The following is a 21,783-nucleotide window of genomic DNA, read 5'->3' as shown; positions in this document are numbered from 1 at the left end:
GTTCCCCCTTGATCGCGGTGCTGGTGGACGACGGGTTTGAGGAGCTCGAGCTCGGCGCGGTCGTGAGTGTACTCTCACGCGGCGGGCTCGATTGGGATTTGGTGGGGGTCGAGGAGCGTGCTGAAGGGATGGGAGGTATGGAAGTGGGCGTCGACTCCACGGTGTGGGACGTCGAGGGGGACGATTACGAGGGTGTGGTCGTGCTCGGCGGATCCGCGCCCACGACGCTGATCGGTTATCGGCACTGCTTGGACCTTGTCCGGTCTGTAGAATCCGACGGTGGTATGGTAGTGGGCTTATCTTCCGGAGCATTAGTCCTCGCGGAGGCTGGGGTTCTACGGGGAAGGAAGGCGACCACGTACCCCGGATTTGAGGCGGAGCTCAAGGTGAACGGCGCGGAGCCCGTGCCTAAAGGGGTGGTGAGGGACGGGAACGTGGTGACTAGTAGGGGCCCAGCGTTCGCAATCGACGCCTGCTTAGAGGTAGTTCGAGAGCTCTGCGGCGATCACATGGCGAACTCCGTCGCCAGGCAACTCATCCTGAAGTGACGACGAACGTCCCCGCCAGGAGGTCGAACGCCCGTTGTCGCGATTCGGTCAGCAGGATCAACGCACCGTCCACGTAGCACACTACGGGTAGGGCCTTCGAAACGTTTCGAATGGCCGCCTCCGGAAGACTCACGGCCTCTCCTTCTTCGTTGACGACCTTGAGTCCGAAAACCCGTTTGCCTGGGCTTTCTCCGTAGGTGCCTTCGAACATCGTCCAGTATATCCACGAAATCAGTGACCAAGTGCTGAGGAATCTCACCGGAGTCACCGGACGTGCTAAAGCCAGACATATTAACAATGACATCACGGCCGTGATCACGCAGTCAATAGCGTAGGCGCCGAACCGCAGCTCGGAAGGTGCCGGATTCACCTGAACGGCCCCCGCAAGTTACTGAGCTCTACGGTCTGATAAACCTAAGAGGCCTCCGGCCGGGTGGTTTCGGACGTGATCGTAGTAGGGATCGACATCGTCCGGTCCGAACCCCCGGAATATGCCGTCGCGATACTGGAGGATGGTGAGGAAGTCCTCAAGAAACGTCTCTCCAAGCGTGAGCTCTTCGATCTCATTCTCTCGCTGAAACCGGACGTGGTCGCCGTGGATGACGTCTACGAACTCCTGGACGGGGCTTCTGAGTTCTTAGAACTCGTGAAGTCGCATCCCGAGCTCAAGTTAGTTCAAGTCACGGGAAAGCCCGGTGATCAACGGTCACTCCAACGTTTGGCGCGTGAACACGGCCTCCCGACGCCCGATCCCCGGAACCCCGAAGAGGAAGCGCTGACGTGTGCGCGCCTGGCGGAACTCGGGGTTGGTGTGGAGGCGTTCGTGCTGGAGGACGAGACGAGGGTCCGAATAGGTCGTTTGCGAAGGCCCGGTCAGGGAGGGTACAGTCAGTCACGTTACGCCAGGAACCTGCACGCCGCGGTGAAGAGAGCCACGAGAGAGCTCCAACGGCTCCTCGAAGCGGAGGGGATGGAGTACGACCTTCGGGTCAGAAAGGCCGAGGGAGGGTACGCCAGTGCCGAGTTCACCGTGTACGAGCGGTACGATCGCGTGAAACCCGTCGTGAACAAGGTCGACGCGCGGGAGATCAAGATCGACGTCGAGCCCGTACTTCGCGACCGGATCACGTTCCGGGACACCTCCCACCGCCGTGAGCTTCTCACCATCGGCGTGGATCCCGGGACGACCACGGCCTTGGCAGTTCTCAACGCGGACGGTGAGGTCGTACACCTCGAGAGTTCCCGTGAGCTGTCCTTCAGTGAGCTCACCGAGCGGATCGAGTCACTGGGTAGACCTGCGGTAGTCGCCACCGACGTCACTCCTGTCCCTCAGGCCGTTCGACGGCTGGCCCGATCCCTGGGAGCACGGCTTTACGTGCCGGATCGTCGGCTCTCGGTGGACGAGAAACGTGAACTTGTGAAGGGACATCTCGCCCGGCGAGACCAGAATATCAGACCCAGGGACACCCACCAACGTGACGCGCTGGCTGCGGCGGTAAAGGCATACCACGCGATCGTGAAGCCGGCTCTGCGTAAGGTCGAGCGCAAAGCTTCGGAAGAGATCAAGCGCCGGGACGTACTTCGGGCCGCCAGCTACGTGATCAAGGGACTCCCGGTTGTGGACGCCCTCCGGATAGTGGAAGAAGAGCGCCAGGTGGAGCGTGAACGGCGGGAAGAGCGCGAGAAGATCCATCGATACCGTGAGCGTATCGCCTCGTTGAAGAAAGAATTGCGCGCGTACGAGAAAAAGGTCAAGAAGTACGAACATGAGATTGAGCACTTAGAACGTCTCGTTGAGCGTCTCAAGCGCGAGAACGAAGAGCTCAAGGAGAAGTTGGATCGGATGCGCGATAGGATGGAGGAGCTCGTTGAGGAAAAGATAGGTCGTAAGCTCGAGGCTAAGGAGCGTGAGATCGAGCGCTTAAGACGTGAACTGATCCGCGAAAAGTCACGTCGGGAACGCCTAGAACGGGAGTTGAGACGGGCCGAGAGGCTCAACGCCATCCTTCGGTCGGGTAAAGGAATACCGGTAGTCGAGGTGGAGAAAGCGTCGCACGAGGCGCTCGCTGGGTTAGAAACTCCGCCGGTGTTCGTGCTTTACGTCGAAGATCCCAGCGGCATGAGTGAGTCGAACGTTAGAGAGCTCTCCGACCTGAGTCCTGAGGCCGTGATCGTACCGGAGGATGCGTCGATACCGGAACACGCTTTGGAGGAGTTTCGTCGCCTCGATCTGCCACTACTCCGTGAGGGTGAAGACGTGACCGTGAAGAGGGCAGGTACTCTGGCCCTCGTGGAATCGGACGAGCTCCGAAGGGCCGTGAGAAGAACTCGGAAGCGGTGGGAAGAACGCGAGCGGGAGCGGGAAAAAGAACGTATACTGCGTTGCATCGAAGAGTACCAACGCAGGCGGAGAGGGAAGTTCATCCGGTGATTCGGGAAAGCAGTGCTCGATATCGCGGTAAGTCCTCTAGCTCATCCAGGTCCGTCGCCGGTACCTCCAATTCCGTGGATCCTATATTCTTCAAGAACTCTCTAACGGTGCGGTGTTCCGGTGCGTCCTCCGCGCGTACCAGGAACGGGAACAGGGTCCCGCGGGTGTGACAAGGGGGTTCGGCGACTTCTCGAAATATTCTGGGGTCGAACACGACGTCGCATGACGTCACGCACACTATTTCGTTCGGGAACTCTCGGAACACCGCCCTCACGCCCGCCATAGGTCCTGATCCCTTACTATCCCGCAACCATGGCCCGTCCCAGCGTCCGTCCCTACGGGGTGAAACCGCGTAGACCTCCTCGCAACCGATCCTACGCAGCATTTCCGTCGCCCATTCTACGATCGGCCGACCGTTCACCGTCAGCCAAGGTTTGTCGCCGCCGAGCCTTCGGCCCTTACCTCCCATCAGTACGGCTCCTATCATCTCCCTCCAGCACCCGTTCGCACTCGGAGCATAGTGGCACGTTCGTGCGGAGCGGTTTGCCGCAGCGCGCGCACCGCGGCGGCGAGAGGAGGATTTCTTTGATCTCCCCTTCGGAGAGGTCGAACACTCGGGCCAACACCTTTATCCGTACACCTGACTCATAGAGCTCCCTCACTTGATAATCGCGGTATCTGCGAAGTCGTTCGAAGTAGGATCTCCGGACGGGCTCGCACGTGGGAGCCCGAAGACCACACCGGCTCAGTTTGATCGTTCCGGACACGGGGACTGGCCCCCTTGACGCTGATAGCGCAGATAGCGGCCAGCTTCGGGGCCTTGCTCCTGGGTGCCTGGCTGTTCACGAACACCGTCGAGTGGATCAGTTACCGGTTCAAGTTGCCGTCGGGATTCACCGGGAGTTTCATAGCCGCCGTGGCCACAGCCCTACCCGAAACCTTAGTACCTATCGTAGCGATCATCGCGGGATACCGAGAAGGAGTGGCGGTAGGTGCCATTTTAGGCGCTCCCCTGATGTTGTCGACGGTCGCTATGGGGATAGGAGGTCTTTCGGTGCTCGCGGCGTACTTGATGGGCCGTCGGCGGCGGCCCGTGATAAAGACCTCCCACTTCAGCTTAGATGCTCGACATTTTCTGGTGGCTTACTCCTTAGTGCTTGCGGTATCACTCACGGATTTCAAACCCGCCCATTTCGCGGTTGCAGCCGTGCTGTTCCTGTTGTATCTGGTTTACGTGCGACGGCTCCTGAGAACCGGGGACGTGGTTGAGCAGCCTTCCATCGAGCTCGAAATGGCACACCCAGTACTGGCGGGTCTGTTGGCCGCCGTGTTCCTCGTCGGTTCGGTCGCTCTGTTGGTGGCCGGGGCGCACGGGTTCGCGGATGCGGTGGAACGACTGGCGGAGAGGCTCGGGGCCGACCCGTTCACTGTGTCGTGTCTTCTCGCACCGATCGCCACGGAACTCCCTGAGAAGCTGAACAGCGTGATCTGGTACCTGAAAGGCCGCGACGACCTAGCCCTGGGTAATGTGACGGGTGCAATGGTATTCCAGGCGACGTTTCCAGTCGCCGTGGGACTCCTGTTCACGAGCTGGCGTCTCGGTTCGAGGGAACTGGCTACCGTTACCGTGCCACTCGCGGCGATGGTACTGCTGTACCTTTACAGCCGCCGTAACGGGCTGGACTGGAAGGTGATGTCCGCGGTCGCCGTCCTGTACCCCGTTCCGTTCGTTCTTACATGAGGGATCTTCCCGAGGGAAAGGTTATAAATTACATAACGTTTTCAGGGTGGGCCCGCCGGGATTTGAACCCGGGACCACGGGGTTATGAGCCCCGCGCTCTAACCGGACTGAGCTGCGGGCCCGACTACCCATGCGTGTGACGGAAATGCGAGGTCGTAAAAGCTTTGCGCGGAAGGAGGGATGATGAGTTCAGCCTTGTGGGACCCCTAAGGGATGACCGTAGGCGGACTTCCCGACCCCCCGTCCATTGTCGGAGGTTTTCCATTATCTTCACGTTCATCCCTCGACTCACGGGGGTTGACAGTTGACGGCTGAACACACTACTGAGGAGGTAATTTCGGACCTCTCGAATCGCGTGAGGGAAGAACTGGACCCCGTCGAACTTTCCAACGAGGTGAAGAGGGAGCTGGAGCGTTTCGCCGTCAACTTCCGCAGCCGGTACTACAGGAGATTACGTGACGCCGGGATCGACGTCGACGAGTACCGCTGGGTCGTAGAGGCGGTGTGTAAGACTGTGGAGCGGGCGCTAGAGGACGTCGACTGGAGGTTAGGGTACGTAGCCGAACGCGGCGTTCGCAAAGTTCTGGAGGAGCTCGAGAAGCACCTCAAGTTAGGGGAGGAGTGAGCGTGACCCGTCGCGTCATCGCCTCGGAGAAGGCGCGCGAGAGAATCCTCAGGCTCTGGCAGGAGGTATACCTCGCGGAGAGGCTCGAGGTCGATCGAAGCTCGGTGAAAGAATCCCTAAGTTCGGAGTTCTACGAACGGTTCGTCCCTTCGCTATCCGACCGCGCTTATGTGCATCTAGAGCGGATGTTGCAGGACGAGCTGAGACGCAGAAAGCCCGAATTGTCGGATCCGGAGGAGGCACAGAAGGTTATCGAGCGAGCCTTGGAGATCGCGGATGAAGTACTCGAGGAGGAGGCAGAGAGAGCACTGAGCCGGGCGGCTAAACGGCTGGCTGCGAAGCTCAAAGAAGCCGCCGGTAAGTCACTCAGAGGATGATCTTCGACGGTACCCGTCCCGGGCACCCTCCACCAACTCCTTCGCGAGCTCTCTAACCCGCTCTTCCGCTTCCGCTATGTCCTCGGACCGGTGTATCTCCTTGATGAACGCCGATCCAACGATCGCCCCGTCAGCGCCCGCGGCTATTACCTCCTCCACGTGCCAACGTTCCGAGATCCCGAACCCCACGGCTACCGGTACGTCGACGTGGTCACGCACCCAACGAACGAGCTCCAGGGTATCTTCGGAAAGATCCCGTCGGGCTCCGGTGACGCCGTACCTGGAGATCACGTACACGAACCCTGAGGCTCTTTCCCCTATCTTCTTCAGCCGCTCATCGGTCGTGGAAGGGGCTACCAGGTAGATCACGTCGATCTCGAGATCTCGAGCGACGGAGTGGACCTCGTCGGATTCCTCGACCGGCATGTCCGCCACTATGATTCCGGAGACACCGGCCTCCGCCGCCGCCGAGAGATATCGCTCAAATCCGTTGGCGTGGAGCGTATTGTAGTAACATAGGAGCACGACGGGGACGAACTCGGACACCTCCTCTGCGACCTCTAAGCAGTCCCACGGTGTAGTGCCCGCTCGTAACGCCTCGTCTACCGCCTTCTGTATCGTCGGACCGTCGGCGATGGGCTCGGAGAACGGAACCCCGAGTTCCAGGATATCCACACCTCCATCACGAAGCGCCCGAGCCAGTGAGACGGTCTCTTCGAGTCCTGGGTGTCCACAGGTCAAGTACCCGATCAACGCACCACGTCCTTCGCCTTCAGCTTCCTCGAAGATCCTTTCTAGGACCAAACCGGACACTCCCTGGACTGGCGACTCGGTGGTCCGTAAAGCGACTTTTCCCATGGGTCGGGGATGATGTGTCAACCGGGTCTACGAGGTGTCACCGATGAAGAGTGGGAGCGGTGGCTGACCCTAGGCTAACCGTCCTGGCGGCCAGCACACCTACAGCGTACGCTACCGCGTTGGCGGTCCGCATAGGCTCGGCCGTCGTCGGTCCGAGGTGTACGAGCACGTCCGCGAGCTCCTTCGCCTCTCGACTGAGTCCCTTAGTTTCCGATCCCGTTAGGAGGCAGATCTGGTTCGCTCCTTCCACCGCTCGTAGGAGTTCACTCTCAGCGTTCGGCGCTGTCGGATGTAAGCCGACTACGACGTCGAACTCTGCTAAGGCTTCTTTCAGATCCTCTTCGATTCGAAGGTCGATAAGCGAAGAAGCCCCCACCTTTTCCTCGGCCCCTCGAACGGCGTCCCGGTTCGGTTCTACCAGTATCAGGCTTCCCAGTCCCAGTGCCGCGGTTATCCGGATTAAGTCGGCGATCTCGTACTCCGTCTCCGGTCGCTCACAGCATACGTGAACGTGCTTAAAGGCGCCGGATGGAAGCCAACTCCGGTGTGGCTCCCTCAGTGTTGCTGGGGTGATCCCGATTAGGTGCCCGTGTCGAGACACGTGGACGTCCACGTACCGGTCCGGACTGTCGAGGTCTACGGACGCACCCGTAACCCGTCGCACCGCTTCGCCGACCTTGATGGCCAGATCGCGGGACGTGTAGGGAAGATCCTTGTCGAGCCTCCGGGCGTCGACGGCGAAGGTATGGTGCGGCAGTATCTCACCTCTCGCGAGCTTGGCAGCCTGCGCGGCGATCCTATCGAGATCGTGAGACCGACCTCGGCGCTTCACGATCACGACTCGAGAGACCTCCGGGAACTCTTCTCTCAGCTTACTGACGATTCCGTCGGGGTCTTCTACACCCTCGATCCTAAGCCTGCGAACCGGTTTCAGGGGATCGGGCTCCGCGGGTAGTTTGAGCTTGTCCTGTATCTTCCGCGCCATTCTCTCGGTCTCCTCCGGTCGAACGTCCGGGGCGAGCGTTAGGAGCAGCTCCATAGGGGGCTACCCCACGTAACTTTTTTAATTCGAGAGGGGAGTTCCCCGCGGGCGTAGCCGGGGCAGCTTAGCCTGGTAGAGCGCGGGGCTCATAGGGCCCGATGACCCCGAGGGGTGACCGGCCTGGGATACCCCGAGGTCCCGGGTTCAAATCCCGGCCCCGGCACCAAGCCAGGAACCGTTACGAAATTCATAACGTTTGGGGGAACCGGCGGCGGTGCCCCGCGCGGCGGAGCTCCGTCTTGTGAAGTGTCCTCCACCCCGTCATTTTCCCGAGATGGTGAAACTATCCAGGGCGTTATTTCGACTTCTGGTGGAGGAGCACGGTACCGACGGGGCTCTGGAGAAGCTCGCGGATCCGAGATGGTTCCAATCCCTGGCGTGTCTGCTAGGGTACGAGCGGAACACATCCGGTAGTACTACAGTCGTCACGGCGGCACTCCGTGAGGCGTTGGATCCCGAAGAACACGGGATCGCCGTCGCGGGTGGGAAGGGACGACTGGCCCTTGAGACCCCGAAGCGCGTGCGGGAGCTCGCAGATCGGATGAATTTGGATCCCCGACAGTTGGTGACGGCCAGCCGTCTAACGGCACGGTCGGATTCCGTATGCCTCCAAGATGGTCACGACCTCTACCACCACGTTATCGTGTTCGATGAAAACGGTCGGTGGGTGGTGATCCAGCAGGGGATGGACGTCGATCGGAAGACCGCGCGACGTTACCACTGGCTCGACAGCGAAGTCTCGGAGTTCGTGGAGGGACATCCGGTGGTGGCGGATGAGACGAGGAAAGTCCTGTCGCTTCAAGGGGATCGAGCCGATAAGTGTCGGGAGGCTGTACTCGATCTGGTTGGGGACGGTCCGGACCGCGTGTTGCGAGAGTGGAGGGCGGTCAGGAACAGCATCTCAGGACCGCTCGACGAATACCTGGGCAGAGAGGGCGGTGTCGAAGTACCCGACGGATGGGTGCCAAGGCGTCTCGATCGAGACGCTCTGCGGCGCCTGTACGAGGTTAATCCGACAGATTTCAAGGAGTTCCTGACAGTGCGCGGCGTCGGACCGAGTCTAGTCCGTGCCCTGGCGTTGATCGCCGAAGTAGTGTACGGAGAAGGGCCCGACCGTCGTGATCCCGCCGAGTACACCGCGGCTTTCGGCTGCAAGTCCGGGGATCCTTACCCGGTGCATCGAGAGCTCATGAGACTCGCGGCCGAGCTGCTGGAGCGGATAAGGTCTCCTCGGCTCCGCCGCTTCTTGGGCCGTGTGACCGAGTCTTAAAATATCTGTACGGATCGTTCTGTTTCGGAGAACGTTCAGGGGGTGAGCACCGGATGCTCATCTGCGTGGTCGGAATGCCGGGGGCTGGTAAAGGTGAGTTCGTCAAGGTCGCCCGCGAGGAGGGTATTCCCGTCGTGGTGATGGGTGACGCGGTCCGTCGCGAAGCCGAGCGTCGGGGGATGGACGTAGGAGAGATGGCGAAGCGACTCCGTGAGGAGCGAGGAATGGACGCGGTGGCTCGGTTAGTAGAGGAAGACGTCGAACGCGAACTGAGACGGGCGGGAGTGGTGGTAATCGACGGGATCAGGAACCCGGAGGAACTCGAGTACTTCCGGGATAGGTTCGGCGAGCGGTCGGTAATAGTCGTGGCTATCCATGCGTCCCCTCAGACTAGGTTCGAGAGGCTACGGATAAGGGGTCGTGAGGACGATCCGGACACCAAGCGGGAGTTCGAAGAGCGGGACGAACGAGAGTTGGGGTTCGGGATCGGTGATGTGATTTCCCGAGCCGACGTGATGATCGTGAACGAGCGCGTTAGTCTGCCGGAGTTCCGGGAGAAGTGCCGAATGGTAATAAGGGCAATCCTGAGGGGTGATCCGGATGATCTCCCGGGTGGTTTTGACCACCTACGTGTACCCGACTGAAGACGAGGAGAAAGTCCGAAAAGCCGTAGGGAATCTGTTCGATCTGGAGATGTTCGAGGAACGCGAGGAGGAAATGGGTGACTTGAGGAGACTGGAGTTCGTGTGTGAAGGTCCGCAGGCACGCCTGAGTCTGGGTCGCATCTACGAGCTGCTCAGGGAGCAAGAGATTCTAGACGCGGCCCGGAGGGTACTGCGGGAAGGAGTCACCGCTGAAGGATCGATCCTGTTCCACCTGAACAAGCAGGCGGCGTTCGCTGGGAGCGTGAGCTTCGCCGAAGGAGGAGAATCCCCGCTGGGCCCCATAGTGGTGGAAGTTTTCCCCGAGCGACCCGAGGACGTCGAGAAGGTGATCGACTGGCTGGCACCCGAGACGATCGACGGGAAGCCGATTTACGAGGTGAAGAAGCCGAGGTTACGGGAGGAAGAGCTCGAGTGACGGTAGGACGCAGGTTGGACGCGTTCCTTAGGGACGTCGGTCTCGCCGAAAGCCGGCGTGAGGCCAAACGGCTGGTGGAGTCGGGACGTGTGCGTGTGAACGGTAAGCTCGTCAGGAAGCCTTGGTGGCTGGTGTCCCCTGGAGACGAAATCGAAGTTGACGGTGTTACCGTGCGGGTGGAAGACAATGGCGGCGAAAGGCGAGTTAGTCGGATCGAAGGTGCTCGTTCGGAATGACCGAGATGCGAACAGACTGTACTCCTCCATGTACGGGAAACCGTCACGTCGCGGTCTGCAATTGTGGCCTGAAGAAGCGCTATTCTTATGTGAGATCGGTAGGCTTGAAGTCCGTAGTGGAAACGTACGGATTAGTCCGGAGGAGCTGATGGATAGGTTCGTGGAGGAGGATCCGAGATTCCCCGTGCGCTACGCAGTATACGCTGATCTCAGACGACGTGGATGGAAGCCCAAACCAGGCCGCAAATTCGGGACTGAATTTCGGGCGTTCCGCGGTGAAGACGAAAGGATAGCCGTCAAAGTACTGCAGGAGGAATTGGATGAATTTACGGCTCAGGATATTTTGGAATGGTTAAAACTAGTTGAAGGTACGGAGTTCGAACTGGTAGTAGCTATAGTAGATAACGACTATGACTTGAATTACTATGTGTTTTCAGAACTAGTTCTCTAGGGGAACTTTCACTTGCGAAAGCGTTTCCAGACTGCTCTCGGTCTCTATCCTGGAATGGGGGATCGACCGCGTCGACTTGGGTCTAGACTATTGTACGCGGGATGTGTGCTACTCACTGAAACAGTGGACGCTATAATGGACAAATTGAAATCTAATTGTGACATCGTGCGCGTACAGGTAGAAGATGTTTCTTTTCATCTTCGTGTTCATACAAATGATGCTGGTGTATCACGAGAACTTCGGCTTCGCAATATTCGTGAACCGAAAGCGTCCAAATATCTTGTTGGTAAATTTCTTAATGATGAAGAAATAGCTTTTGATGTTGGAGCAAATATTGGCTATTACGCTATTCTTACAGCGTTAGCTTCTGAGCGATCTCGAGTGTATGCTATCGAACCCGTGAGGGAAAACTTGGAATTACTTAGGGAGAATATAGCTCTTAATAATTTGGAAGATAGGGTTAAAGCTTTCGAGTATGCAGTATCTGATAAGTGTGGTAGGATTCGCATGATTCTGGAAAATAGATCTAATTGGCATCGTATCGTTAACGCCGAGGATGGTGATTACATAGAGGTTGAGTCGATAACACTCGACGAGTTGTCTGAAAAACTCGGCGAGAGGCCCACTTATGTACGAATGGATGTTGAAGGAGCTGAGTTGGAGGTAATTCGGGGTATGGTTGAGCTACTGGAATCGGATGATCCACCGAAGTTGTTCATCGAACATCACATACATCTGCTGGGGCTCGATGCTACTCTCGACCTCATTGAAACGCTTCTGGACTACGGTCTCGAGATCGCCGCAGCTTTCGGATATCCACATGCATCGCTCCACGACCGAGAGGGAGGGTACCGGCCGCTCGTCGGCGAAGTGGTCCGGTGGCGCGGACTCGATGTGGAACTGTACGAGCCGTCGTTCGAAGAGCTGCATGACGTGATCGTAGAGAAGAGTTGGGACTGCTTCCACGTCTTCTATCGGCCCGTCTGACGCCACAGTCTCGGACTTAAGAATACACCGACGGGTTCGCCCGCAGTCTCGGCGAGCTTCCAGGCACCCGGTATCACGTCCAGCTCTTCCGGCCGCTCGATCGTGAACGCGTGTAGATTGAGGTTTTCCAAGATCTTAGGCGCCGCTTTCCCCATCCCCACCTGTGCCGGGATGTCTTCGAACAGGTAGCCACGGTGACTCATCAACATCAGCAGTGGGAGTCGGTAGGTTAAGGTGAGTGAGCAGAGAGCGTTGACGGAGTTACCGAGACCCGAGTTCTGCATTATCAGTGCGGGTTTCTCGCCCGCGAGGGCAGCTCCCGCGCAGATCCCTACGCCTTCTTCCTCCCTGGACACCCTGACCGTTCGGATCTCTGGGTGTTCTTCCAATCGCCTGATGATCCCGTCCAAGAGGGAACAGGGTAGCCAGCAGGCGAAGGTGATTCCAGCCTCCTCTAGCGCCTCGACGATGGCGTCATCGACGTTCAAGCGTCATTCCCCGTCCAGCGCGACCCGGCCCATGGTCTCCGCTCTGAGACCCGCCCGCAGTGTGGCTAGCGGTATCACCTCCTCCGGCGGGACGTTCGCGATGTTGACCTCAGGACCGAACTTGACGATCAGCTCGAACTGCTGCTCCTTCTCCGGAGCCTCGAACATCACGCGCTGAATCCCGACTCCCTTAACGATCTCCGAGAGTACGCGCACGCGCTCCCTCTTCTCCGCTCCCATCGGACCGTGCTTACCGCTTTCTCTGGCCTCGACGATCACGTACTCGGCACCGGCCTCCACGCACTTGTTCATGCGCCCCACGATGTCGGATGGCGAAAGCACGGAGTACTCCTCGTCTCTCTTCTTACCTTCCTCGGCGTAGACGGTGAAACCCTGCTCGCACGCCCGCTCGATGAGCTCGCACTTCTTCTCGATGGACATTGGGATCATACCGTCTGAGATCTCGATCGCGTTGAATCCCAGCTCATCGAGCTCGTTCAAGTACCCCTCGAAGTTACCCTGAGCAATCGCTATCTCGGCCAGGGTGCCTCCCGGGAACACGTCCAGCCCCGCATCCACGTACATCTCGACCTTTCGCGCGACGATCTCCTTGTCGATGAGCCGGGCCGTGCCCCATCCCAGCTTGACGGCCGTCACGTACTCTCCGGCGACTTTCAGGAACGATTCCACGAACTCGGGTGTCAATCCCTTGTCCAGCATGACCGTCGCGCCGTCCACCTTGGGAATCTTCACGGACTTCTCGAACGCCTTCACCGGGCGCCCTCCGGCCGATCCGGGGGGAACGGCTTTAGTGTATTCGGGACCGGGCGACGCGGGGTCGATGGGCATGAAGCGAATTGAAGCTCTGAGAGTAGTTGCCGACGTGGCCGAGCGGTACGATGCCGTAGTGACGGTCCACCTGGGTTTCCCGGCCCGGGAGCTCTACCGTGTTAACGACCGGCGCCTCAACTTCTACATGTTGGGGGCGATGGGTCAGTCCTGCTCGGTCGGTCTCGGACTGGCGCTCTGTACCGATCGGGAGGTACTGGCGATCGAAGGAGACGGCGGTCTTATGATGAACATGGGGGTTCTCCCTACGATCGCTCAAGAGAGACCGCGTAACTATACCCTCGTGCTCATCGACAACTCCACGTACGCCACTACAGGCGATCAGCCTACGCCGTCCGATCGCATCGATTGGGAGAAGGTGGCTGAGGCCCATGGGTTGACGTACTTCGAGGCCTCCGAACCCGAGTCCGCTGAAGTAGCCTTAGAAGATGCGCTCGCGACGGAAGGTCCTCGTATGGTAAGGCTAGAGGTCGAGCCTGGAAACGCTGACGTTCCCTTAATAGATTTGGATCCGGAGGAGATCAAGGTGCGGTTCGTTCGAGCGCTGCGGGAGGGATGATCGTTGAAAATACGGCCTGAGGATTTGACGGACTTCGTCAGTGAAGCTCTCCACGCCGTCGGCGTGCCGCGTAAAGACGCTCGGACCGCCGCCGAAGTCATCGTGGAGGGAGACCTTCGCGGATTCCACTCCCACGGCGTCCTGAGGTTGCCTGGTTATATCGAAGGGATCAAGAGGGGCGCAATCCGTCCCGAGATGAGGATAGAGGAAATCTCCAGGAAGTCCTCGGTCGTACTCTACGACGCCGATCATTCGCTGGGACACGTCGTCGGGTATCGGGCAACACTGGAGGCCGTCGAACTCGCCCGGAAGCACGGATTAGGTATGGTGGCTGTTCGTAACGCGTCTCACTACGGGATCGCCGGGTACTACACGACGCTGGTCGCCGAACGGGGGTTCATCGGATTCACGACCTGCGGGACGGAACCCGCGGTCGCCCCTTACGGTGGCTCCCAACCTGTGCTAGGAACCAATCCGGTATCCATCGCGTTCCCTCGTAGGGACGGTCCACCTATCGTCGTCGATATGGCCACGAGCGTGGTCGCGAGGGGGAAGATCCTTCAGGCGTTGCGAGAGAACAGGGAGATACCTCAGGACTGGGCCGTAGGGCCCGACGGAGAGCCCACCACGGATCCCGAGGAGGCCCTCGAAGGGGCACTACTACCGTTCGGGGGACACAAGGGGTACGCCCTGTGCTTGGCACTCGAGGTGCTGGCGGGTCCCGTCGTCGGGGCTGCCGCCGGGAAGGATGTTCAGGGGACTACTGATCCCACGGTTCCGTGCAACAAGGGTGATGTGTTCGTGGCGCTCGACCTGTCGACCTTGGTCGATGAGCATGAATACTACGAGCGGCTTGAAAGGTTGATATCGCAAGTTAAATCCGCCGGAGATGATGTTCTCCTTCCGGGAGAGCCGGAGTTCCGACGCCGAGAACGCGCACTTCGGGAGGGTATCGAGCTCCCGGAAGGATCGGTGCGTGCCGTTCGAGAAGTGGCGGAAGAGTTAGGGTTGGAGGACCCGACGCGTTAGTCCCTACGTCGACGTGCCAGCCGATTCACGCCCCGAACGAACGCCTTCACGCTGGCCATCACGATATCCTCGGCGGCACCGCGGGCCGTGGTGACGTTCCCGTCCTCGTCCTCCAACCTCACCGTGACCTCGGCGAGGGCGTCGGTGCCCCCGGTGATGGCCTCTAGGCGGTACTCCTTCAGCTCCACGTCCATACCGAGCTCCTCGATCGCTTCGCGCAGTGCCCGTATCGCCGCGTCAACGGAGCCCACACCGGTCGATGCCGCTTCGTGCTCTTCACCGTCCAGGTACACACGGACCGACGCCGTCGGCGTGAATTTGTTCCCGGTCATCACGGCGATCTCTTCCAGCTTGACCGCAGCTTCGGACTCGGGTACCTCGCCGACGACGTCTCGGGCTATGGCTTCAAGATCGTCTTCGGTGACGCGCTTGCCCTTATCCCCGAGCTCCTTGACGCGCCGAACGATCTCGTCGAGTTGTTCCTCCGTGACCTCGATCCCCATCTCCTCGAGCTTCTTCTTGATCGCGTGCCGACCGGCGTGCTTACCTAGTACTATACGCCGTCTATGACCGACGTCCTCGGGCCGTATAGGTTCGTACGTCTCCGCCTTCTTGATCACGCCGTGGGAGTGAATCCCCGACTCGTGGGCGAAGGCGTTCTCGCCGACTATCGGGGTGTTCGGCGGTACTACGACGCCCGTCAGTCGCTCCACGAGCCGTGAGAGCTCGACGAGCATCTCGGTCCTCACGTCCAACTCGATATCGTACAGCGCTTTGAGGGCCATTACGACCTGTTCCAGCGAGGCGTTACCGGCACGCTCGCCGATCCCGTTCACGGTCACATGAACCTGTTCAGCCCCGGCTTCGACGGCGGCCAATGAGTTGGCCACGGCCATGCCGAAGTCGTTGTGGCAGTGCACGCTGACCGGCACGTCTACGGCGTCGACAACTTCCGCCGTCAGTCGATACATCTCGGGAGGGGTCATAACTCCCACAGTATCCGGGACGTTGACACGATCCGCGCCGGCTTCCACGGTAGCTTTATAGACCTCGAGTAGGTAGTCCCGGTCCGTCCGTGTGGCGTCCTCCGCGGAGAACTCCACGGTGACTCCGTGGTCACTGGCATACTCCACGCCCTCTATGGCACGCTCCAATGCCTCTTCCCGGGACATCTCCAACTTGTATCTGAGGTGGATGTCCGACGTGGCTATGAACACGTGCACGCAGTCCACGTCGGCGTCGATCGCCGCGTCTATGTCCCCCTTCACGCACCTGGCCAACCCGCATATCTCCGCGTCCAGTTCCTCGCCTGCTATCGCCCTCACTGCCTCGAACTCACCCTCACTGGCTACGGGGAAGCCCGCTTCGATGGTATCCACGCCGAACTCGTCCAACTTCCTCGCGATCTCGACCTTTTCCTCCACCGTGAGGCTGACGCCCGGTGTCTGCTCACCGTCTCTTAGCGTCGTGTCGAAGATCCGTACCCGATCGGGCAACCTACGCTCCCAGCAGAAAGGAAGTCCCCTCGACCATTTTCGAGCCCCCGAGGGGAGACGAGCTTGAGGACCGAGGAGTTGAAACTGAAGCTGAAGGAGCTCGTCGAAAGTATCGAAGACGAGGGCCTGCGAGAACTCGTTATGAAGGTTTTGGAAGAGGGGTTCGCCCACGAAGAAGTACCCGATCCCGAGCCCGTCGAGGAGGCTCCGGCTAGCCGCAGACAACATCATTCTTACCCAGGGGGATTGCTCGAACACACAGTGGCAACAACCAAACTCGCCCTCGCGATGGCCGAGGTATTCGAGGAAATCTACGGGTTGGAGGTGGACCGTGACCTCGTGATCGCGGCCGCGATACTCCACGACTTGGGTAAGGCGACGTCCTACGAGCGGCGCGAGGAGCGGTACAAGATCTCCGACTTCGGACGTCGATTGGACCACCTCACACTGATCGCGGCGGAGCTGTACGCTCGAGGTGCGCCGGTGGAACTCATCCACGCGGTGGCCGCACATCACGGTCGCGGATCTCCGGTACCTCCGAACACACCGGAAGCCCTCATCGTGCACCTTGCAGATCGGTCCGACGCCGAGTTCGCCACCGAAGTGATCAAGGCAGCCCGTAACGTGGTCAGGGCTCGGCTTAGGGAGCTCGACGTGGAGCCTACCGACGAGCTAGTCGAAGAGGTCCTAAGACGCGTCGGGCCCTCCGAGATCTTCCTCACCAGGGTTCGAGAGGGGCGAGACGCCGTCAGACAGCTGGTGGCCGAGACCCTCGAGGAGATCGAGGAAGGCTCGTCCCCATAGGCGTCAACCCGTGGATGATCCTTCACGGTAAACTCTTAAGTCGGTGTGGGCCGGCCGCGAAGGGGTGGATGCCGTGTCGATGTACAAGTACCAGCGGGAGGCGTGGAAGCGACCCAAGGACTCTTACGTCGGAGAGCTGTTGAAGGAGCGTCTCCCGAAGTGGCGTAAGGGACCGTCGGTCCAGCGTATTAAGCGTCCGACGAGAATCGAGCGAGCACGTCGACTCGGGTACCGAGCCAAGCCCGGCTACGTGGTCGTCCGCGTACGCGTACCCAAGGGAGGTCGTCGCAAGTCGAGACCGAAGAAGGGTCGTCGTCCCAAGCGTATGGGTAAGAACAAGTTCTCACCGGGCAAGAGCAAGCAGTGGATAGCCGAGGAGCGCGCCCAGCGTAAGTACCCGAACCTGGAGGTGCTCAATTCCTACTGGGTCGGTGAGGACGGTCAGTACAAGTACTATGAGGTGATAATGGTAGACCCGTATCACCCGCAGATCAAGAGCGACCACCGCATTAACTGGATCTGTCAGAAGTCCCAGAAAGGACGCGTGTTCCGTGGTAAGACCGGGGCGGGCAAGAAGGCTCGAGGACTGCGGAAGCGCGGTAAGGGTGCCGAGAAAGTCAGACCGAGCCTTCGGGCCCACAGGAGGCGCGGTAAGTGATCCCCTTCGCCGCGCCCTCATCGGGGTCGTACCTTGACTCTCCCCGTCAACAGTATCTCGGCCCGCGTGATCGCCCACGCTACTGAGGACGAGAAGAAAGTTCTCGAGGCGTTGGCGAACGTATTAGGTGGTGTCCTCGAGGAGGGAGACGTCGAGCCCGAGACGTTCTACGCGGAGGGACACCACGGGAACCCGATCACCATCTTTCAAGTCAAGATCGACAGACCGAAGTACATCGAGCGAGTTCTGGAACACTGGCGTGAGAACATACCGGAGGAGGAGCGGAGGCGCGTGTGGAGTGACATCGAGCGGCGAGTAGACGACAAGGGCAACCTCTACCTGCGCTTCGACAAGCAGAGCGCCTACAAGGGGGAGCTGCGGATATCGGACGCAGACGATGTGATCAGGGTGAAAGTCAACCTGGAGAGCTACCCTGCGAGCCGCGAGGGGGGCATAAAGACGCTAGAGCGGCTCGGTATCTTCTCCAACGATTGAGGGTTTCCGAGAACTTCGCCCTTCGAGTTCACGTCGACGAGGTAGACCCCCTGAGGATGGCTCTGGCCGCCGAGCGTTTGGACTACGAGATCGCCGTCCTCTGTCTGGAGCTGGAAGCAGAGCGTCTGAATATTGACGATCTGAGGTGGCTCATCGAGGAGATCCGGGATATCCGTGAACACGTTGAGAGCGTGCTCGTCCTACCCGGCTGCAAATTGGAGGCGGAGTCTGCGGGGGCTCTCCGTAGAGCGATCCGCCGAACACGACCCCTCGTGTACTTACTCGCCGTCGGCGGCGGCGACCCTAAAATCAATCGAGCTGCTGTCTCCGATACTAGGGTGGATCTGCTATCACATCCAGAGCGCGGTAATCCCCACGCTGGTTTGGGTAAGTACGAGATCGAGCTGGCACGGGAGAAGTGGACTTACGTGGAGATCGACCTATCGAGACTGTTCCGACGGGAGGGCGAGCGACTCGCGTGGCAGGTCTCTCGAATTCGCGATCTCTTACGCTTGCGCCGTAGGAAACGGTTTCCGACGACCGTGGCGCTGGGCGCACGTGATCCACTGGAATTGATCAGACCGAAGCAGGTGGAGGATCTCCTGAAACTTATGGGGTTTGAAGATAGCGAGGTGAAGGAGATGTGTGTCGAGGCTCCCAGGGAAATCCTCCGGTGGAACGCGGCGTGTAAGCACGTTTTCACAGTGCCAGGCGTCGTCTCACTGGGGTGAAACACATGCGTGTGCGTCTGTCCTCCGCACTCCGCCCCAGATGGCGTTATGTAACGTTCAAGGTATGGTCGGAGCGCGTCGAAGCGCTGGACTTCGGGGGGATGAAGGACCTCGTCGTTCGGGCTCTACTTTCGGTGCTGGGGCCCACGGGAACCGGCCGGATCGGACCATGGCTCGTACGTAGTTACCGTGATCTCAACGCGGGTATCTTGAGGGTGCGACGGGGTCAAGAGGAGGAGGCACGTGCGGCATTATCCTTATACCGTCGGGATCCGAAGCTCGGGCGTGTTTTCATCGAGGTTCTCGGTACCTCCGGAACGATTAAAGGGGCGGAACGGTACCTCTCTCGAATCCCGAAATGGGACCGTGAGCGGGTGGGGAACCGCGAGTTCGTGTTGTACGAGAACGGTGAAGTCGACGTCGTGGAGGATGGTCGTATAGTGGCGTTCGCTAGCTTCGAATGTCCACTGCCTGAGGAGAATCGGGGGTAGTGGCCGTGCAACCCGCTCAGACGGCGTATGACCGGGCCATCACCGTCTTCAGCCCGGACGGTCGACTGTTCCAGGTCGAGTACGCGCGCGAGGCCGTCAAGCGTGGCACTACGGCTCTGGGGATTAAAGTGGAAGAGGGTGTCGTCCTCGGGGTCGATAAGCGCGTCACCTCCAAGCTGATCGAGCCCGAGTCCATAGAGAAAGTCTACCAGATCGACACTCACATTGGAGCGGCTACGGCGGGGCTCGTCGCGGACGCTCGTGTGTTAGTCGAGCGCGCCAGGATCGAGGCACAGACGTATCGGTACACTTACGGTGAGCCGATCGATGTGGACGTGCTCGTGAAGGCTATCTGCGACCTCAAGCAGGTGTACACGCAGCATGGAGGAGTTCGACCCTTCGGAACCGCGCTTTTGATCGCCGGGGTGGACACGAAGGGATGTCGCCTGTTCGAGACCGATCCCAGCGGTGCTCTGACCGAACACAAAGCCACGGCGATCGGTGAGGGTCGACAGGAAGCGTTGGACGTGTTCGAAGAGGAATACCGGGAGGACATGACCCTTCAAGAGGCCATCGAGCTCGCGGTGCGGGCGCTGTACGAAGCCTCACGGGAAGAGACTACCGCTGACAACCTCGAGATCGCCGTCGTCGATAAACAAGGGTTCCGGAAGTTGGAGCGGAAGAAGATCGAGGAGATGTTTGAACGTGTAGTCGGTTCGGAGGAAGACGAGGGTGAATGACGATGGCCCGAGTCAGTCTAGAAGACGCCGTGGTAGCGCGTCTGGAGAAGGGAGGCGAGCGCTTCGAGGTACTCGTAGACCCCGAAGGGGCCCGTAAATTCCGGGAAGGTGAAGACGTGGACGTTGAGGAGATACTGGCCGTGGAACAAGTCTTTCGTGACGCTAGGAAGGGTGAGAGAGCCTCAGAGCAAGCGATGGAGGAACTTTTCGGCACTTCCGATCCCATTAAGGTCGCGGAAATCGTGATCAAGGAGGGGGAAATACAGCTAACCGCGGAACAACGAAGAAGGATGCAGGAAGAGGTCAAACGGAAAATCATCCACATAATCGCCCGCCGTGCGGTGGATCCCAGAACGGGGGCCCCGCATCCTCCTGAGCGGATCGAGCGGGCCATGGAGGAGGCCGGTGTTCACATCGACCCTATGAAAAGTGCCGAGGAGCAGGTAAAGGACGTCATCAAGCAGTTGCGTCCGGTCCTACCGATGAAGTTTGAGGAAGTGAAAGTGGCCATCCGTATCCCCGCGAAGTACACCGGACAGGCTATGGGCGTCGTGCGCGAATTCGGCGATATCGAGCGGGAGGAGTGGCAGTACGACGGCGCCTGGGTGGCCGTAGTCCGCTTACCGGCGGGACTGCAGGACGAGTTCTTCGAGAAGCTTAACGAGATCACGAAAGGAGATTTCGAGAGCAAAATACTGGAGAGGGAGAGTGTGGAGGGTCCCTGAATGGGAACCGTCGAAACCCTCACGGAACACCTACGCGAGCTGGTCGGCCGTGTGGCTCCACCGGGCTGGGAGGACGAGGTCCGCGAGTACGTGGAGGCCACACTGGAGAAGTACTGTGATGATGTCCACGTAGATACCTTAGGGAACGTGATCGGTACTATCGAAGGCTCCGAGTACGAGGTGATGGTAGCCGCCCACATGGACGAGGTGGGTTTCATCGTCAAGTCCATCGACAAGAACGGGTTCATACGGTTCGCGAAGCTCGGCGGTATCGATGACAGGATCTTACCGGGCTCACGCGTGATCATCGTGAACTCCGAAGGCGAAAAGGTGCCGGGGGTCGTCGGGACCAAGCCTCCGCACATCCAGGAGCCGAAGGATCGGCGGAAAGTGCCCAAGCACAAGGACTTGTTCATAGATATCGGCGCCTCAGACAGGGAGGAGGCTGAGGAACTCGTGAGCGTAGGGGATGTCGGGGTCCTAGCCGGAGAGTTCGTAGAACTGGTAGGATCGAGGGTCAACGGCCGAGGTCTCGACGACAAGATCGGTGTCGCCGTTCTTCTCGCGCTGGCCGAGCGTCTCGCCGACCTCGACGGAGACCACCCCACGTTTTACCTGGTGGGAACAGTCCAGGAGGAGGTGGGTCTGAAGGGGGCCAAAACGTCCGCCTTCGAGGTCTACCCGGACGGTGCTGTAGTTCTAGACACTGCCGTAGCCGGTGACGTGCCGGGAGTGAAGGAGGCGGAGCTGAAGCTCGGGAAGGGGCCGGCGATCACGGTAGTCGACGCGAGTGGTCGGGGTCTGATCACTCACCCCAAGGTGAGAAAGCTACTGATAGACACCGCGGAGGAGCTGGACATCCCGTATCAGCTCGAGGTAGGTGAGGGAGGCACCACCGACGCGACGGCCATTCACCTAACCAGAGGTGGCGTTCCGACAGGTGTAGTGGGGATACCGACCAGGTACCTACACTCGCCGGCGGAGGTGCTGGATCTCGAGGATGCGAAACACGCCCTCGAGCTCGTAGTCGAGGTCGTGCAAAGGTTCCCGGATTACGTGCCGAGGTGATGTA

Annotated in this window: 29 protein-coding genes and 2 tRNA genes; 22 read left to right on the top strand and 9 right to left on the bottom strand. The window is 59.6% G+C overall.

Annotation, left to right across the window (positions count from 1 at the left end):
* Positions 1 to 17: 17 nt before the first annotated feature.
* Positions 18 to 548: a DJ-1/PfpI family protein gene (locus tag MK_RS02210; protein ID WP_226988701.1), complete on the top strand. Its 531-nt coding sequence runs from the start codon at positions 18 to 20 to the stop codon at positions 546 to 548.
* On the opposite strand, the gene MK_RS02205 is transcribed toward MK_RS02210, so the two are convergent.
* Complete coding sequence (locus tag MK_RS02205) at positions 535 to 918, bottom strand: RDD family protein (RefSeq protein WP_011018778.1); 384 nt, start codon at positions 916 to 918, stop codon at positions 535 to 537. The two genes, MK_RS02210 and MK_RS02205, sit on opposite strands and share 14 nt — an antisense overlap.
* A 75-nt stretch (positions 919 to 993) precedes the next feature.
* On the opposite strand from MK_RS02205, the gene MK_RS02200 reads away from it, so the two are divergent.
* Entirely contained in the window at positions 994 to 2,979 is a 1,986-nt protein-coding gene (locus MK_RS02200; protein WP_148679493.1) for a DUF460 domain-containing protein, read from the top strand.
* On the opposite strand, the gene MK_RS02195 is transcribed toward MK_RS02200, so the two are convergent.
* Both MK_RS02195 and MK_RS02190 read right to left on the bottom strand, forming a co-directional pair.
* Entirely contained in the window at positions 2,969 to 3,466 is a 498-nt protein-coding gene (locus MK_RS02195) for a molybdenum cofactor guanylyltransferase (protein WP_011018776.1), read from the bottom strand. The genes MK_RS02200 and MK_RS02195 overlap by 11 nt on opposite strands.
* Complete coding sequence (locus tag MK_RS02190; RefSeq protein WP_011018775.1) at positions 3,438 to 3,746, bottom strand: hypothetical protein; 309 nt, start codon at positions 3,744 to 3,746, stop codon at positions 3,438 to 3,440. The genes MK_RS02195 and MK_RS02190 overlap by 29 nt, the downstream gene beginning before the upstream one ends.
* Before the next feature lie 14 nt (positions 3,747 to 3,760).
* On the opposite strand from MK_RS02190, the gene MK_RS02185 reads away from it, so the two are divergent.
* Positions 3,761 to 4,720 carry a sodium:calcium antiporter gene (locus tag MK_RS02185; protein ID WP_011018774.1) on the top strand — a complete coding sequence of 320 codons (960 nt, stop codon included), beginning with the start codon at positions 3,761 to 3,763 and terminating at the stop codon, positions 4,718 to 4,720.
* A gap of 47 nt (positions 4,721 to 4,767) precedes the next feature.
* On the opposite strand, the gene MK_RS02180 is transcribed toward MK_RS02185, so the two are convergent.
* A tRNA-Ile gene (locus MK_RS02180) sits at positions 4,768 to 4,842 on the bottom strand.
* Between the two features lie 182 nt (positions 4,843 to 5,024).
* Between MK_RS02180 and MK_RS02175 the strand changes: the two genes are divergently transcribed.
* Together MK_RS02175 and MK_RS02170 are read left to right on the top strand one after the other, a co-directional pair.
* Positions 5,025 to 5,345, top strand: coding sequence for a hypothetical protein (locus MK_RS02175; protein WP_148679492.1), 321 nt, complete (start codon positions 5,025 to 5,027; stop codon positions 5,343 to 5,345).
* A 2-nt stretch (positions 5,346 to 5,347) separates the two neighbouring features.
* Complete coding sequence (locus MK_RS02170) at positions 5,348 to 5,722, top strand: hypothetical protein (RefSeq protein ID WP_148679491.1); 375 nt, start codon at positions 5,348 to 5,350, stop codon at positions 5,720 to 5,722.
* Here the strand turns inward: MK_RS02170 and trpA are convergent.
* On the bottom strand, positions 5,708 to 6,526 hold the full coding sequence (trpA, locus tag MK_RS02165; protein ID WP_226988659.1) for a tryptophan synthase subunit alpha: 819 nt from the start codon (positions 6,524 to 6,526) through the stop codon (positions 5,708 to 5,710). The genes MK_RS02170 and trpA overlap by 15 nt on opposite strands.
* 91 nt (positions 6,527 to 6,617) lie before the next feature.
* On the bottom strand, positions 6,618 to 7,619 hold the full coding sequence (locus MK_RS02160) for a THUMP domain-containing protein (protein WP_011018772.1): 1,002 nt from the start codon (positions 7,617 to 7,619) through the stop codon (positions 6,618 to 6,620).
* Between the two features lie 56 nt (positions 7,620 to 7,675).
* On the opposite strand from MK_RS02160, the gene MK_RS02155 reads away from it, so the two are divergent.
* The 7 genes from MK_RS02155 (at position 7,676) to MK_RS02125 (ending at position 11,646) form a co-directional block, all read left to right on the top strand.
* A tRNA-Met gene (locus tag MK_RS02155) sits at positions 7,676 to 7,788 on the top strand.
* Positions 7,789 to 7,836: 48 nt separating this feature from the next.
* Entirely contained in the window at positions 7,837 to 8,892 is a 1,056-nt protein-coding gene (locus tag MK_RS02150) for a DUF763 domain-containing protein (protein WP_158295886.1), read from the top strand.
* Between the two features lie 53 nt (positions 8,893 to 8,945).
* Positions 8,946 to 9,536, top strand: coding sequence for an AAA family ATPase (locus MK_RS02145; RefSeq protein WP_011018770.1), 591 nt, complete (start codon positions 8,946 to 8,948; stop codon positions 9,534 to 9,536).
* Entirely contained in the window at positions 9,493 to 9,972 is a 480-nt protein-coding gene (locus MK_RS02140) for an RNA-binding domain-containing protein (RefSeq protein ID WP_011018769.1), read from the top strand. Before MK_RS02145 ends, MK_RS02140 begins: the two co-directional genes overlap by 44 nt.
* The gene (locus MK_RS02135; RefSeq protein WP_011018768.1) at positions 9,969 to 10,208 is read left to right on the top strand and encodes a S4 domain-containing protein; all 240 of its coding nucleotides are present in this window, start codon (positions 9,969 to 9,971) and stop codon (positions 10,206 to 10,208) included. The genes MK_RS02140 and MK_RS02135 overlap by 4 nt, the downstream gene beginning before the upstream one ends.
* Positions 10,159 to 10,659 carry a hypothetical protein gene (locus MK_RS02130; protein WP_011018767.1) on the top strand — a complete coding sequence of 167 codons (501 nt, stop codon included), beginning with the start codon at positions 10,159 to 10,161 and terminating at the stop codon, positions 10,657 to 10,659. The genes MK_RS02135 and MK_RS02130 overlap by 50 nt, the downstream gene beginning before the upstream one ends.
* Before the next feature lie 54 nt (positions 10,660 to 10,713).
* The gene (locus MK_RS02125; RefSeq protein ID WP_011018766.1) at positions 10,714 to 11,646 is read left to right on the top strand and encodes an FkbM family methyltransferase; all 933 of its coding nucleotides are present in this window, start codon (positions 10,714 to 10,716) and stop codon (positions 11,644 to 11,646) included.
* Here the strand turns inward: MK_RS02125 and comD are convergent.
* Together comD and comA are read right to left on the bottom strand one after the other, a co-directional pair.
* Complete coding sequence (gene comD / locus MK_RS02120) at positions 11,631 to 12,134, bottom strand: sulfopyruvate decarboxylase subunit alpha (RefSeq protein WP_011018765.1); 504 nt, start codon at positions 12,132 to 12,134, stop codon at positions 11,631 to 11,633. The two genes, MK_RS02125 and comD, sit on opposite strands and share 16 nt — an antisense overlap.
* 3 nt (positions 12,135 to 12,137) lie before the next feature.
* Positions 12,138 to 12,908 carry a phosphosulfolactate synthase gene (gene comA, locus MK_RS02115; protein ID WP_011018764.1) on the bottom strand — a complete coding sequence of 257 codons (771 nt, stop codon included), beginning with the start codon at positions 12,906 to 12,908 and terminating at the stop codon, positions 12,138 to 12,140.
* Between the two features lie 73 nt (positions 12,909 to 12,981).
* On the opposite strand from comA, the gene comE reads away from it, so the two are divergent.
* Together comE and MK_RS02105 are read left to right on the top strand one after the other, a co-directional pair.
* A complete protein-coding gene (comE, locus tag MK_RS02110; RefSeq protein WP_158295884.1) occupies positions 12,982 to 13,542 on the top strand; it encodes a sulfopyruvate decarboxylase subunit beta in 561 nt (186 codons plus the stop codon).
* 3 nt (positions 13,543 to 13,545) lie between these two features.
* A complete protein-coding gene (locus MK_RS02105; protein WP_011018762.1) occupies positions 13,546 to 14,571 on the top strand; it encodes an Ldh family oxidoreductase in 1,026 nt (341 codons plus the stop codon).
* Here the strand turns inward: MK_RS02105 and MK_RS02100 are convergent.
* Complete coding sequence (locus MK_RS02100; RefSeq protein WP_011018761.1) at positions 14,568 to 16,067, bottom strand: 2-isopropylmalate synthase; 1,500 nt, start codon at positions 16,065 to 16,067, stop codon at positions 14,568 to 14,570. The genes MK_RS02105 and MK_RS02100 overlap by 4 nt on opposite strands.
* Positions 16,068 to 16,130: 63 nt before the next feature.
* Here MK_RS02100 and MK_RS02095 point away from each other — a divergent pair, with 63 nt between their 5' ends.
* The 8 genes from MK_RS02095 to MK_RS02060 all read left to right on the top strand — a co-directional run bounded on the left by MK_RS02095 (position 16,131) and on the right by MK_RS02060 (position 21,779).
* Positions 16,131 to 16,871, top strand: coding sequence for a 3'-5' exoribonuclease YhaM family protein (locus tag MK_RS02095; RefSeq protein WP_011018760.1), 741 nt, complete (start codon positions 16,131 to 16,133; stop codon positions 16,869 to 16,871).
* A gap of 73 nt (positions 16,872 to 16,944) precedes the next feature.
* Entirely contained in the window at positions 16,945 to 17,529 is a 585-nt protein-coding gene (locus MK_RS02090; RefSeq protein WP_148679487.1) for a 50S ribosomal protein L15e, read from the top strand.
* A 33-nt stretch (positions 17,530 to 17,562) separates the two neighbouring features.
* Entirely contained in the window at positions 17,563 to 18,024 is a 462-nt protein-coding gene (locus tag MK_RS02085; protein ID WP_011018758.1) for an RNA-binding domain-containing protein, read from the top strand.
* Entirely contained in the window at positions 18,021 to 18,755 is a 735-nt protein-coding gene (locus MK_RS02080; RefSeq protein ID WP_011018757.1) for an RNase P subunit p30 family protein, read from the top strand. Before MK_RS02085 ends, MK_RS02080 begins: the two co-directional genes overlap by 4 nt.
* Positions 18,756 to 18,760: 5 nt before the next feature.
* On the top strand, positions 18,761 to 19,246 hold the full coding sequence (locus tag MK_RS02075) for an Rpp14/Pop5 family protein (RefSeq protein WP_148679486.1): 486 nt from the start codon (positions 18,761 to 18,763) through the stop codon (positions 19,244 to 19,246).
* A 5-nt stretch (positions 19,247 to 19,251) separates the two neighbouring features.
* Complete coding sequence (psmA, locus tag MK_RS02070) at positions 19,252 to 19,986, top strand: archaeal proteasome endopeptidase complex subunit alpha (RefSeq protein ID WP_148679911.1); 735 nt, start codon at positions 19,252 to 19,254, stop codon at positions 19,984 to 19,986.
* Positions 19,987 to 19,988: 2 nt separating this feature from the next.
* Complete coding sequence (locus MK_RS02065; protein ID WP_011018754.1) at positions 19,989 to 20,711, top strand: ribosome assembly factor SBDS; 723 nt, start codon at positions 19,989 to 19,991, stop codon at positions 20,709 to 20,711.
* Positions 20,712 to 21,779: a M42 family metallopeptidase gene (locus tag MK_RS02060; RefSeq protein WP_011018753.1), complete on the top strand. Its 1,068-nt coding sequence runs from the start codon at positions 20,712 to 20,714 to the stop codon at positions 21,777 to 21,779.
* Positions 21,780 to 21,783 lie beyond the last annotated feature (4 nt).

This window comes from Methanopyrus kandleri AV19, assembly GCF_000007185.1.
Lineage (GTDB): Archaea > JAADCQ01 > Methanopyri > Methanopyrales > Methanopyraceae > Methanopyrus > Methanopyrus kandleri.
This window is presented reverse-complemented; position numbering and strand designations above follow the sequence as displayed.

Bases quoted from the DNA above. Each gene is read 5' to 3' on its own strand.
- MK_RS02065 (WP_011018754.1), top strand. From the start codon at position 19,989: ATGGCCCGAGTCAGTCTAGAAGACGCCGTGGTAGCGCGTCTGGAGAAG.
- MK_RS02130 (WP_011018767.1), top strand. From the start codon at position 10,159: ATGGCGGCGAAAGGCGAGTTAGTCGGATCGAAGGTGCTCGTTCGGAAT.
- MK_RS02195 (WP_011018776.1), bottom strand. From the start codon at position 3,466: ATGATAGGAGCCGTACTGATGGGAGGTAAGGGCCGAAGGCTCGGCGGC.
- MK_RS02060 (WP_011018753.1), top strand. From the start codon at position 20,712: ATGGGAACCGTCGAAACCCTCACGGAACACCTACGCGAGCTGGTCGGC.
- MK_RS02075 (WP_148679486.1), top strand. From the start codon at position 18,761: ATGCGTGTGCGTCTGTCCTCCGCACTCCGCCCCAGATGGCGTTATGTA.
- comE (WP_158295884.1), top strand. From the start codon at position 12,982: ATGAAGCGAATTGAAGCTCTGAGAGTAGTTGCCGACGTGGCCGAGCGG.
- MK_RS02160 (WP_011018772.1), bottom strand. From the start codon at position 7,619: ATGGAGCTGCTCCTAACGCTCGCCCCGGACGTTCGACCGGAGGAGACC.
- MK_RS02140 (WP_011018769.1), top strand. From the start codon at position 9,493: ATGATCTCCCGGGTGGTTTTGACCACCTACGTGTACCCGACTGAAGAC.
- MK_RS02145 (WP_011018770.1), top strand. From the start codon at position 8,946: ATGCTCATCTGCGTGGTCGGAATGCCGGGGGCTGGTAAAGGTGAGTTC.
- MK_RS02125 (WP_011018766.1), top strand. From the start codon at position 10,714: ATGGGGGATCGACCGCGTCGACTTGGGTCTAGACTATTGTACGCGGGA.